This window comes from Streptomyces sp. NPDC001108, from assembly GCF_053598535.1.
The window spans coordinates 71,438-83,570 of the sequence record NZ_JBSFKL010000019.1; the positions used below are offsets into that span (position 1 = coordinate 71,438).

General features: G+C 71.7%; 9 protein-coding genes and 1 tRNA gene. 4 read left to right on the plus strand and 6 right to left on the minus strand.

Annotated elements, in window-relative coordinates:
- Positions 1-102: 102 nt before the first annotated feature.
- On the plus strand, positions 103-1,323 hold the full coding sequence (locus ACWC97_RS30100) for an acetyl-CoA C-acetyltransferase (RefSeq protein WP_352276974.1): 1,221 nt from the start codon (positions 103-105) through the stop codon (positions 1,321-1,323).
- 320 nt (positions 1,324-1,643) lie between these two features.
- Positions 1,644-2,495, plus strand: coding sequence for a hypothetical protein (locus ACWC97_RS30105; protein ID WP_450652709.1), 852 nt, complete (start codon positions 1,644-1,646; stop codon positions 2,493-2,495).
- 37 nt (positions 2,496-2,532) lie between these two features.
- Here ACWC97_RS30105 and ACWC97_RS30110 read toward each other — a convergent pair whose 3' ends face one another.
- The 5 genes from ACWC97_RS30110 to ACWC97_RS30130 all read right to left on the minus strand — a co-directional run bounded on the left by ACWC97_RS30110 (position 2,533) and on the right by ACWC97_RS30130 (position 6,769).
- Entirely contained in the window at positions 2,533-2,850 is a 318-nt protein-coding gene (locus tag ACWC97_RS30110; protein WP_352276970.1) for a hypothetical protein, read from the minus strand.
- 148 nt (positions 2,851-2,998) lie between these two features.
- On the minus strand, positions 2,999-3,886 hold the full coding sequence (locus ACWC97_RS30115) for a Bax inhibitor-1/YccA family protein (RefSeq protein WP_352276969.1): 888 nt from the start codon (positions 3,884-3,886) through the stop codon (positions 2,999-3,001).
- 190 nt (positions 3,887-4,076) lie between these two features.
- Positions 4,077-4,406: an ArsR/SmtB family transcription factor gene (locus ACWC97_RS30120; protein ID WP_352276968.1), complete on the minus strand. Its 330-nt coding sequence runs from the start codon at positions 4,404-4,406 to the stop codon at positions 4,077-4,079.
- A 202-nt stretch (positions 4,407-4,608) separates the two neighbouring features.
- The gene (locus ACWC97_RS30125) at positions 4,609-6,228 is read right to left on the minus strand and encodes a SulP family inorganic anion transporter (RefSeq protein ID WP_450652743.1); all 1,620 of its coding nucleotides are present in this window, start codon (positions 6,226-6,228) and stop codon (positions 4,609-4,611) included.
- 455 nt (positions 6,229-6,683) lie between these two features.
- Positions 6,684-6,769, minus strand: a tRNA-Leu gene (locus ACWC97_RS30130).
- Positions 6,770-7,278: 509 nt separating this feature from the next.
- Here ACWC97_RS30130 and ACWC97_RS30135 point away from each other — a divergent pair.
- Positions 7,279-8,049 (plus strand): ABC transporter ATP-binding protein, encoded by a 771-nt coding sequence (locus ACWC97_RS30135; protein ID WP_352276967.1) that lies wholly within the window; start codon positions 7,279-7,281, stop codon positions 8,047-8,049.
- Positions 8,050-8,104: 55 nt separating this feature from the next.
- Complete coding sequence (locus tag ACWC97_RS30140; protein ID WP_450652712.1) at positions 8,105-10,633, plus strand: ABC transporter permease; 2,529 nt, start codon at positions 8,105-8,107, stop codon at positions 10,631-10,633.
- A gap of 95 nt (positions 10,634-10,728) precedes the next feature.
- Here the strand turns inward: ACWC97_RS30140 and ACWC97_RS30145 are convergent, their stop codons facing one another.
- Positions 10,729-12,045 (minus strand): class I SAM-dependent methyltransferase, encoded by a 1,317-nt coding sequence (locus ACWC97_RS30145; RefSeq protein WP_450652714.1) that lies wholly within the window; start codon positions 12,043-12,045, stop codon positions 10,729-10,731.
- Positions 12,046-12,133: the final 88 nt, after the last annotated feature.

Sequence of the window (12,133 nt, forward strand, 5' to 3'; positions counted from 1 at the left end):
CCGGTGACCCGATGCCGTACGTACAGGTAACTTCCCATTCGGTACCCGCCGCAGCGCCCGTACCCGTCAGAACCCGCCTTCCAGCACCCATGGAGCCGCGTGATGCCCGAAGCAGTGATCGTCTCTGCCGCCCGTTCCCCGATCGGCCGGGCCTTCAAGGGCTCGCTGAAGGACCTGCGCGCGGACGACCTGACCGCCACGATCATCCGGACCGCGCTGGACAGGATCCCCGAGCTGGACCCGCGGGACATCGACGACCTGATGCTCGGCTGCGGTCTCCCCGGCGGCGAGCAGGGCAACAACCTGGGCCGCATCGTCGCGGTGCAGCTGGGGATGGACCACCTTCCCGGCTGCACGATCACCCGCTACTGCTCGTCGTCGCTCCAGACCAGCCGGATGGCGCTGCACGCCATCAAGGCCGGCGAGGGCGACGTCTTCATCTCGGCCGGTGTCGAGATGGTGTCCCGGTTCGCGAAGGGCAACTCCGACAGCTGGCCCGACACCCACAACCCGCTGTTCGCCGACGCCGAGGCCCGCACCGCGGCCCGCGCGGAGCAGGGCGGCGAGGGCTGGCACGACCCGCGCGAGGACGGCCTCGTGCCGGACGCCTACATCGCGATGGGGCAGACGGCGGAGAACCTCGCCCGCTTCAAGGGCGTCACCCGTCAGGACATGGACGAGTTCGGCGTCCGCTCGCAGAACCTCGCCGAGGAGGCCCTGAAGAAGGGCTTCTGGGAGCGGGAGATCACCCCGGTGACCACCCCGGACGGCACGGTCGTCTCGAAGGACGACGGGCCGCGCGCGGGCGTCACGCTGGAGGGCGTGCAGGGCCTGAAGCCGGTGTTCCGCCCGGACGGCCTGGTCACCGCGGGCAACTGCTGCCCGCTCAACGACGGCGCCGCCGCGCTCGTCATCATGTCCGACACCAAGGCGCGCGAGCTGGGCCTGACCCCGCTGGCCCGGATCGTCTCGACCGGCGTCAGCGGCCTCTCCCCCGAGATCATGGGGTACGGGCCGGTCGAGGCCAGCAAGCAGGCGCTGAAGCGGGCCGGGCTGACCATCGACGACATCGACCTGGCCGAGATCAACGAGGCGTTCGCCGCCCAGGTGATCCCCTCCTACCGCGACCTCGGCCTGCCGCTGGAGAAGGTCAACGTCAACGGCGGCGCCATCGCCGTCGGCCACCCGTTCGGCATGACCGGCGCCCGCATCACCACCACCCTGATCAACAGCCTCCAGTTCCACGACAAGCAGTTCGGTCTGGAGACCATGTGCGTGGGCGGCGGCCAGGGCATGGCGATGGTCATCGAGCGGCTGAGCTGACGCCCGGCGCCCCGGCCGGTCCCACGGGGCCGGTACCGCCCCACCCCTCCCCGCCCCAGGGCCAGCGGGATCCGGCCGATACAGGCCGGATCCGACCGCTCCCAGCCGAGTTCCGAGCGTGACCGAATCTCCCCCAGGATGTGACCTTTCTCCTGGGGGAGAGGCATATCCGCAGGTCATAGCCATATTGGGGTTAAACCCGAGGCCCGAAGACCTGTCCAATTCGTGACGTAATGCACTGACACCGGGCGCGGTCGGGGGCCAAGCTGAGGTAGGAACGTCGGGGATCGATTGAAACCGGGAGTATGTCAGTGAGCGCCATGTCTGTTGCCCTGTTGCTGACCACCGCCGCCGCCACGGCCGTGGGCGTCGCCGCTCTGCATGCTGCTCACGGGCTGCGGGCGCAGGTGAAGGCCCTCCGTACCGAGCTGGCCGAGGACGCCCGCGTGCGCGGCGCCACCGTGCCCGCCCAGAACCGGGGCTGCGACGCCACCCCCGTGGCCGAGATACGCGCCGCCGTCGCCGAGGCCCTCGCCGAGGAGCGGGAGCGCGAGCTGGCCGAGGCCCGCGCCTTCTGGGCCACCCAGGAGGCCCGCGACGCCGCCGACGCCCCCTCCCTGCTGGGCGGGCTGACCGGCCTGGGCGAGGACGCCGCGTACTTCCTGCCCCGCCAGGCCGACCTCGTGGGCTTCGAGGCGATCGACGCCGAGACCGCCGAGGCCCTCGACGAGCTGGCGGAGCTGGCCGAGTCCGCGGAGCCGGTCGAGCTGCCCGGCCCGGCGGAGGTCGCCGAGGACTCCCCCGAGCTGGCCGCCGCCCGCCGCCGCCACCCCTCGCACCCCGACTTCGTACCGGTGCGGACCCCGGTCGTCACCGACCACGAGCGCACCGTGCTCCGCCTGGAGGAGCTGGCCGAGAACCGTACGGAGCTCTCCGACGTGCGCCCCGGCCCGCTCGGCACGCTCGACGTCTACGTCTTCGCCGACGGCACCACGCTCTGCATGACCCCGGGCCACCGCGAGACGGCCGAGCGGCTGGCCGATTCCGTGCTCGCCGGTGAGCACCCGGTCCTGCTCGGCGGCTCCGGCGTCTCCGGCGCGTACGCCCTGACGTTCTCCTGCGGCACGGAGAACGTCTACATCCTCGCCGACCGCGTCATCGCCTCGCTCTGACCGGGCGCGGCGCTCCGGCCGCCCCCGGCTCCCGCCGCTACGCGAACGCCCGCGCGGCGGCCTCGTTCACCTCTCGCACGGCCTCGTCCAGCTCCGCCGACGAGGCCGTTTCCAGTGCCAGGGCCAGATCGCGCCCGGCCACGGCGAGCTGGTCGCCGACCGTGAAGAGCCCGGCGTCCGGCAGCACGTACGGCTCCCGGTCCGGCGCCTCGATCAGCTGGGCGCGCCGCGCCAGCTCCCGGGCCGCGGCCAGCCCCTCGGCGGCGGCACCACGCCGCAGCCGGCTCTGCGGGGCGGCGCGCAGCCGGTCGGCGAAGCGGTCGACGGCGATGGTCAGCGGGGTCGTATCGAGCACCCCGCGACCCTACGCGCCCCTGCGGGACGGTGGCCAACGGGACCGCCCCGGCCCGGCCCCATCCCGGCCCCGGAACGCGGGAACGGCCCGCAGGCGGTGCCTGCGGGCCGTTCCTCCGTACGGGTCGTACGGGCGCGGAGCCGACGGATCAGTCGTCGCCGCTGAGGATGGAGAGCAGACGCAGCATCTCCAGGTAGATCCACACCAGGGTCATGGTGAGGCCGAAGGCGGCCAGCCAGGACTCCTCGCGGGGCGCGCCGAAGGCGATGCCGTCCTCGACCTGCTTGAAGTCCAGGGCCAGGAAGCAGGCGCCGAGGATGATCCCGATGACACCGAAGAGGATGCCGAGACCACCGCTGCGGAAGCCCAGGCCGTCACCGCCGCCGAAGACGGAGAACAGCAGGTTCACGACCATCAGGAGCATGAAGCCCATGGCCGCGGCCATCACGAAGCCGTAGAACCGGCGGGTGACGCGGATCCAGCGCATCTTGTACGCGAAGAGCACACCGGCGAAGACACACATGGTGCCCATCACCGCCTGCATCACGACGCCCGGTCCGATGTACGTGCTGACCGCGCTGGAGATCACTCCGAGGAAGACGCCCTCGAAGGCCGCGTACGAGACGATCAGCGCGGGAACCGGCTTGCGCTTGAAGGACTGGATGAGCGACAGGACGAACGCCACCAGGGCGGCGCCGATCGCGATGCCGTACGACTTGCCGAGGTTCGCCTCGTCGACCGGCAGCAGCCACCAGGCGGCCGCGGCGCCGAGCACCACGGTGCCCAGCGTGATGGCCGTGCGCGTGACGACGTCGTCGATCGTCATCGCGCCGGTGCGCGTCGGTGCCTGCGGGGCGCCGAGCTGGGCGTCCGGCTGGGCGTAGGGGTTGGTGGCGTACGGGTTCGCGGCGGTGCCCTGCGCGTACGGGTTGGTGCCCGCTGCGGGGGCCCCGGCCTGCGGCGCCGTGTTGAAGCCCGCGTATCCGTTGTCGCGGCTGAAGCCCCGTCGCGAGAAGACCGGGTTGCTGCTCCTCATCTCACTCCTCCATGGCCGCCCTGCGCGGCCTTCCCACAAGAGTAATGGGTAGGCAAAACAATCAGGCTAGTGCTTGGGGAGGATCTTTACGCAACCGACAGCCCGGCGCCACCGCCTTCTCCGCCCCGTCGCCCGCCCGCGACGCCGGGGCGGGGAAGTCCCTGCCCCGGCGCGTCGCCCGTCCTTCGCGCTACTCCGCCGCGCGCAGGTCCGCCAGTAGTTCGGCCTGGCCGGCGAGGACCCCGGAGAGGATCGTCCGGGCGACCTTCAGCAACTCCGCGACCTGGGGGTTGGCCAGCGAGTAGTAGACCCCCGAGCCCTCCCGCCGGGTGACCACCAGGTTCGCCCGGCGCAGGACGGCCAGTTGCTGCGAGAGGTGGGCGGGCTCGACGCCGATCTCGGACAGCATCTCGGAGACCGCGTGCTCCCGCTCGCTGAGGAGCTCCAGCACCCGGATGCGTACGGGGTGGCCGAGGGTCTTGAAGAACTCGGCCTTCAGTTGGTAGAGCGGCGTACTCATCGCAGCGGCCTCGCGTCCCCGGCCCCGGCCGACCGGTCGGCCCGTCGCGGCCGTGCGTGTCCCGTGCATCGCGTCCACCCAAAACATTTCGCCATGGGGCCATCCTCGCGCGCCCGCCCCACCATGCCGACCTCGCGAATTGCCAACTTTAGCCAACTCGGACATCCGGCTCAGCGATTCCGCCCCTACGCCCCCTGCGCCTCTATGCCCTCATGTCCCGGACGCCTTCCCGGAGACGGGCGCGGGCCGCCGCCACCGCCTCGGGGGTGGTGGGGTAGTCCCGTCCGTAGGGACGCAGCGGCTCCAGGGCGCCCACGGCCTCCAGCGTCCGGCGCTGGCCGGGCCTGATCCCGGAGGCCAGGACGGTGATGCCGCGCCGGGCGAGGTTCTGTACGGCGTCCTTGAGGACCAGGGCGCCGGTGGCGTCCACGGTCGTGATCCGCGACATCCGCAGGACGACCACCCGGACGCCGACGATCTCGGAGAGTTCGAGGAGGAAGCGGTGGGCCCCGGCGAAGAAGAGCGGACCGTCGATCCGGTAGACGACGATGTGCTCGGCCAGGAGCGCGCACTCCTCCTCGCCGTGGTCGCCGGGGAGTTCGGCGCGCAGTTCCAGCCGGTCCATCCGGGCCTGCCCGGCCACCGCCCGCAGGGCCAGCGCCCCGGCCACCACCAGGCCGATGATCACCGCCTGGACCAGGTCGAGGACGAGGGTGGCGACGGCCGTCAGGACCAGGACCGCGGCATCGGACCGGGTGGCGCGGGCCATCGCCCGCAGCGCGCCGACCTCGACCATGCGGACCGCGGTGGCCAGCAGCACGCCCGCCAGCGCGGCGAGCGGGATGCGGGAGACGAGCGGGGCCGCCGCGAAGACGATCACGGCGAGGACGGCGGCGTGGGTGAGCGCGGCGAGCCGCGAGCCCGCCCCCGTACGGACGTTGACCGCGGTACGGGCGATGGCGGCGGTGGCCGGGACCCCGCCGAAGAGCGGGGCGGCCAGGTTCGCGACCCCCTGCCCGAACAGTTCGCGGTCCGGGTCGTGGTGCTGACCGGACGTCATCCCGTCGGCGACGGTGGCCGACAGCAGCGACTCCAGCGCGGCGAGGGCGGCCACCGCGACGGCGGGCGCCAGCAGCGAGCCCAGCGCCGCCGTGTCGAGGAAGTCCAGGGAGGGGACGGGCAGCCCGGACGGCAGCGCGCCGATCGGCCGCGCCCCGGGCGGCTCGAACACCTCGACGGCCACGGTCGCGGCGATCACCGCGACGATCGAGAACGGGACGGTGGGCCGCAGCCGGGCACCCAGCAGCATCACGGCCGCCACCCCGGCGGCGAGGCCGAGTGCGGTCCAGTTCGGCGCCTTCGCGAACTCCCCGACCGCCCGCCAGGCCACCACCAGCACCTTCTCGCCCTCGGGCTTGGGCACGCCGAGCGCGCCCGGCACCTGCTGGAGCGCGATGACGCAGGCGATGCCCAGGGTGAATCCCTCCACCACCGGCGCCGGCACGTACCGCATGTACCGGCCCGCCCGCAGCAGGGCGAGGCCGATCAGCAGGATCCCCGCCAGCACCCCGACGGTCAGTACGCCGCCGGGCCCGTGGGCGGCGACGATCGGCACCAGCACGACCGTCATCGCCCCGGTCGGCCCGGAGACCTGGAGGTTGGAGCCGCCGAAGAGCGCCGCCAGCGCCCCGGCCACCACCGCGGTCGCGAGCCCCGCCTCGGCGCCGAGCCCGGAGGAGACCCCGAAGCCGAGCGCGAGCGGGAGCGCCACGACGGCGACGGTGATCCCGGCCAGCAGGTCGCGGCGCGGGTCGCGGCGCATGGCCGCGACGTCGGACCGGTGGGGCAGGAGCGCGCGCACCCGGTGCGCGAGCCGTGAGGAGAGGACACGTAATCCGTGATGACCTGGGCTTCCCGGAACCGGCACGATCTCGGACCCCCTTCGGTCCCGGAGGCTCCGGGACGCAGTTCGACACGCCGGACTCACCCGCTCGGATCGCAGGTACTTCAGAACAAAGCATGTAGCGAATTGCACATTTTCGCAATTCATACATGTAGCAGCTCTATGCGCCCCGAACGCGCCCCCGGCGGAATTCCGGATCGCCCCTTACCCTCCAGCCCGCCGTCCAGTAACGTTCAGACCAACCGGTACGGCATCGGCCCACTCGAACAAGGGGGCGCAGCCGGATCGGCGGATTCGGGCCGCGCCGGGGCGGGGCCCCGGGGCCGAGGAGAAGTGGCGGAAGCGGCGGATCCGTCCGGCCGCCCGGTAAGAAGTGGTGCCTGGAACCGGACTCGAACCGGTACGCCCCCGAGGGGCAGCGAGGTTTAAGCTCGCCGTGTCTGCATTCCACCATCCAGGCTGGCGCGCGGCTCCGCGTTGGCACATGACCCTATCGGGGTACCTCGCCCGAACAGCGGATCTCTGGGGCGATGTTGTCTTATTTTATTGACCGCTTGAGGACCCGTCAGCACTCCTGAAGGGGCATCGTCACATGCCTGGGCAGGGTATGGGGCACGGCGGCAAGCCAGCCGAATTGACGTAAAGTCGCCGCACTCGGGCGGCGCGGCCGCCGGGCGTGCGCCTGTTCTCGCCACGCGCACGCCACCCGACCGGGTAAGGGGCGCCAAAACCGCCCGCCCGCCGCCTCTCCGGCCGCCCCCGTAGTAGCCCTCCCGAGTGACGGGCCTCGGGGAGGGTGTCATACCGCAGGATGACCCCGGGAACCGTCGATGCGACTCAAGACGGCCCGAGGAACGGGCATGCGGACTGACGATCCGCGCCGGGACGGCCAGGAGGATTGAGGGGTACCGAACAGTCCCCGAACAAGGCCGGACGAGCCTCGGCCGGAGCCCGAATCAGGAGAGTCCCGTGACCACCATTTCCACCGCACCCAGCGTCACCACGGTGGCCGCACGCGCCACGGATCTGTCCAAGGTCTACGGAGAGGGCGAGACCAGGGTCACCGCCCTCGACCAGGTCACCGTGGACTTCCCGCGCGGCGAGTTCACCGCGATCATGGGCCCCTCCGGCTCCGGCAAGTCCACGCTGATGCACTGCGTGGCCGGGCTCGACAGCTTCAGCAGCGGCTCGGTGCGGATCGGCGACACCGAGCTCGGCGCCCTCAAGGACAAGCAGCTCACCCAGCTCCGCCGGGACAAGATCGGCTTCATCTTCCAGTCGTTCAACCTGCTGCCGACGCTGACGGCGCACGAGAACATCACGCTCCCCATGGACATCGCGGGCCGCAAGCCCGACGCCGAGTGGGTGCGCCGGGTCATCGACATGGTCGGGCTCTCCGACCGGCTGACCCACCGGCCCACCGAGCTCTCCGGCGGCCAGCAGCAGCGCGTCGCGGTCGCCCGCGCCCTGGCCTCCCGGCCGGAGATCATCTTCGGTGACGAGCCGACCGGCAACCTGGACTCCCGCTCCGGCGCGGAGGTCCTCGGCTTCCTGCGCAACTCGGTGCGCGAGATGGGCCAGACCGTGGTGATGGTGACCCACGACCCGGCGGCCGCCTCCTACGCGGACCGGGTCATCTTCCTCGCGGACGGCCGGATCGTCGACCAGATGATGCACCCCACCGCGGACGGGGTCCTGGACCGGATGAAGGCGTTCGACGCCAAGGGCCGCACCAGCTGATGCCCGCCCTGCCCCGCGACCTCCGGACCACTTCCCGATCCCAGGACTGACAGACATGTTCCGTACCGCCCTGCGCAATGTGCTCGCGCACAAGGCCAGGCTGCTGATGACCGTCCTCGCCGTGATGCTCGGCGTGGCCTTCGTCTCCGGCACCCTGGTCTTCACCGACTCCCTCGGCAACGCCCTGCGCAACCAGTCGGCGAAGAGCTACGACGACGTCGCCGTCGCCGTCACCACGTACCCCGACCGGGACGACGAGAAGTCCCACGGCGTCGACGCCGCCACCCTGGCGAAGATCCAGGGCCTGGACGGCGTCAGGACCGCCACCGGCCGGGTCTCCGGCTTCGCCGGCGTCGCCGACCCCGACGGCAAGCTCATCGGCAACGGCTGGTCGAACACCGGGGCCAACTACTCCCCCGCCAAGGACGGCAAGGACCCCGCGTACACCTTCACGGACGGATCCGGTCCGGCCGCCGCCGACCGGATCGCGCTCGACGCGGACACCGCCGAGAAGGGCAAGTACCACGTCGGTGACCGGGTCCGGGTCGCCACCAACGGGCCGGTGAAGGAGTACACCCTCTCCGGTGTCTTCACCACCGAGGACGGCGCGGTCAACGCGGGCGGCAGCCTGGTGCTCTTCGACAGCGAGGTCGCCCAGAAGCTCTACCTGCGCCCCGGCGAGTTCCAGGAGGTCACCGTCTCGGCGGCGACCGGCGCCTCCGCCGACAAGCTGCTGGCCGAGGTGAAGCCGCTGCTGCCCAAGGACGCCGAGGCCAAGACCGGCCAGGAGCTCGCGGACGAGCAGGCCTCGGACATCGCCCGCAGCCTGACCAGCATCAACACCATGCTGCTGGCCTTCGCCGGCATCGCCCTGTTCGTCGGCATCTTCCTGATCGCCAACACCTTCACGATGCTGGTCGCCCAGCGCACGAAGGAGCTGGCCCTGATGCGCGCCGTCGGCGCCTCCCGCCGCCAGGTCAAGCGCTCGGTGCTGCTCGAAGCTGCCTTCGTCGGTGTGATCGCCTCGGTCATCGGCTTCGTCCTCGGACTCGGCCTCGCGACCGCGCTGCGCTCCGCGATGGGCGCGTTCGGCGCCAAGATCCCGGCCGGCCCGCTGGTCGTCTCGCCCACCGCGGTCGTCGCCTCGTTCGCCGTCGGTGTCGTGGTCACCGTGCTGGCCGCCTGGCTGCCCGCCCGCCGGGCCGCGAAGATCCCGCCGGTCGCCGCGATGAACAGCGTGCACGCGACGGCCACCGTGAAGTCCCTGGTGCTGCGCAACTCGATCGGTTCGGTGATCAGCCTGCTGGGCTTCGCGGCCATCGTGGGCGGCGCGGTCAAGGGTGACTCGACCGGCCGCACCGTCATCGCCGCGGGCGCCTTCCTCGCGCTGATCGGCGTCATCGTGCTGATTCCGCTGCTCTCCCGGCCGGTGATCGCCCTGGTCCGCCCGCTGCTGCGGAAGGTGTTCGGCGTCTCCGGGAAGCTGGCGGCGCAGAACGCGGTCCGCAACCCGCGCCGGACCGGCACCACCGCCTCCGCGCTGGCCATCGGCCTCACCCTGGTCACCGGCATCTCGGTGCTCGGCGTCACCCTCGGCCAGGCGGTCGACCGGGCGACGACGGACAACCTCAAGGCCGACTACCTGGTGACGATGGCCAACGGCCAGTCCCTCGACAAGTCGGCGCTCACCGCGCTGGAGAAGGCCGGCAAGGTCTCGGCCGTCTCGCCGAACCAGTACACCGGCATCGAGGTCAAGGGCGACTACCAGGGCGCCTCCGCCGTCTCCGCCGCCGACCTGCGGAAGGTCTTCGCGCTGAAGACCGTCTCCGGCTCGCTCGACACGCTCGGCAAGGGCGAGATCGCCGTCTCCGACAAGACCTCCGAGTCCAAGGGCTGGAAGACCGGCGACACCCTGCCGGTGAAGTTCGACAACGGGAAGAAGGGCGAGCTGCGCGTCGGCGCCGTCTTCGAGGAGAACACCTTCCTCTCGCCGGTCCTGGTCTCGACGGACCTCGCCGCCCAGCACAGTGGGACCGCCGGCATCCAGGAGATCTGGCTGACGACGGACGGCGGCGCGAGCGGCGCCAACGAGCAGGCCGTGGTCGACGCGCTGGGCAACAACCCGGCGGTCAGCATCATGGACCGCCAGGACATCCGGAACATGTTCGGCGGCTCGGTCAACCTCGCGATGAACATCATGTACGGGCTGCTGGCGATGGCCCTGATCATCGCGGTCCTCGGGGTCGTCAACACCCTGGCGATGTCGGTCTTCGAGCGCCAGCAGGAGATCGGCATGCTGCGGGCCATCGGGCTGGACCGGCGCCGGGTGAAGCGCATGATCCGGCTGGAGGCCGTGGTCATCTCGCTCTTCGGCGCGGTGGTCGGGGTCGGGCTCGGGGTGTTCCTCGGCTGGGCGATCGGGAAGACCATCGCCTCGGACATCCCGGGGTACGTGCTGGTCCTCCCGTGGGGCCGGATCGCGATCTTCCTGGCGCTGGCGGGGGCGGTGGGCGTGCTGGCCGCGCTCTGGCCGGCCCGGAGCGCAGCGAAGCTCAACATGCTGACCGCGATCAAGTCGCAGTAACGGGGCCGCGGTAGCCCCGCGGAGCCCGGCCGGGGGCCGGTGCGCGCAGTGTACGTACGCTGCGCGCACCGGCCCCCGTACCGTGTGACGGGCGGTCAGCCGGTCGCGGGTGCGGTCCAGGCGCGGGCCCGCAGCGGAAGCCCGGAGGTCCCTCCCTCCGCCGGGCGGACCGCCAGGATCTGGTTGACGCCGATCCTGTTGCGCTCGAAGGAGAGGGCGGAGGCTGCCATGTAGAGGCGCCAGATCCTCGCCCGGCCGGGCGAGGTCATCCGTACCGCCCGGTCCCAGTGCTGTTCCAGGTTGGCGACCCAGCGGCGGAGGGTCAGCGCGTAGTGCTCGCGGAGCGACTCGACGTCCCGGGCCTCGAAGCCGGCCTCCTCCAGGGTGCTGACGGTCCGGCCCAGCGGGGCCAGTTCGCCGTCCGGGAAGACGTAGGCGTCGATGAACGCGTCCACGTGGTAGGCGGATTCGTCCGGCTCGGGGCGGCGGGCGATCTGGTGGTTGAGCAGCCGTCCGCCGGGCTTCAGCAGGGCGTACAGGTCGTCGGCGTACTCGCGGAAGCGGACCGAGCCGACGTGCTCGGCCATGCCGATCGACGAGATCGCGTCGTAGGGGCCGTCCCTGACGTCCCGGTAGTCCTGGACGCGGATCTCGATCCGGTCGGTCAGCCCCTCCTCCGCGATGCGCTTGCGGGCGTAGGCGGCCTGTTCGACGGAGAGGGTGACCCCGGTGACCCGGGCGCCGTACTCACGGGCGGCGTGGATGGCCATGGAGCCCCAGCCGCAGCCGACGTCCAGCAGCCGGTCGCCCTCCTTCAGCCCGAGCTTGCGGCAGACCAGATCGAGCTTGTCGCGCTGGGCGTCCTCCAGAGTGGAGCCGTCCTCCCAGTAGGCGCAGGAGTAGACCATGGACGGGCCGAGGACCAGGGCGTAGAAGTCGTTGCCGACGTCGTAGTGGTGGCTGATGGCCGCCTTGTCGCGGCCCTTGGTGTGGAGCGGGCCGGTACGGCGGCTCATTTCCTCGGCCGGCGGGGGCGGCGGGGTCCAGGGGCCGGCCATGCGCAGCAGCCCCTTGGCGAAGGCCCGTACCTTCGGGTCGCGGACCGGGTCCAGGAGCCCGGTCCCGGTTCTGCCGGTTCCGTCGCCCCGTTCCCAGATCAGTGCGGCCAGCAGGCCCAGGGCCTCGTACAGATCGCCCTCGACGTCGAGGTCGCCGGCCACCCAGGCGCGGGCCAGGCCCAGCTCGCCCGGCTTCCAGAGCAGTCGGCGCAGTGCGCGGCGGTGCCGGATGATCAGCTCGGGGGCGCCGGGCGGTCCCGAACTGCTGCCGTCCCAGGCCCGGATACGGACCGGCAGCTTTTCTCCCAGAAACTCCTCGGCGAGAGCGGTCAGCCGCGACGCGGCGTCTCCCATGGCGCACACCTCCGTGATGGTGGTTCCAATGTGCCCAAACCTGGTCGAACATGCATGCAACCACGCCGGACACCTGTGCGCCTCGGCG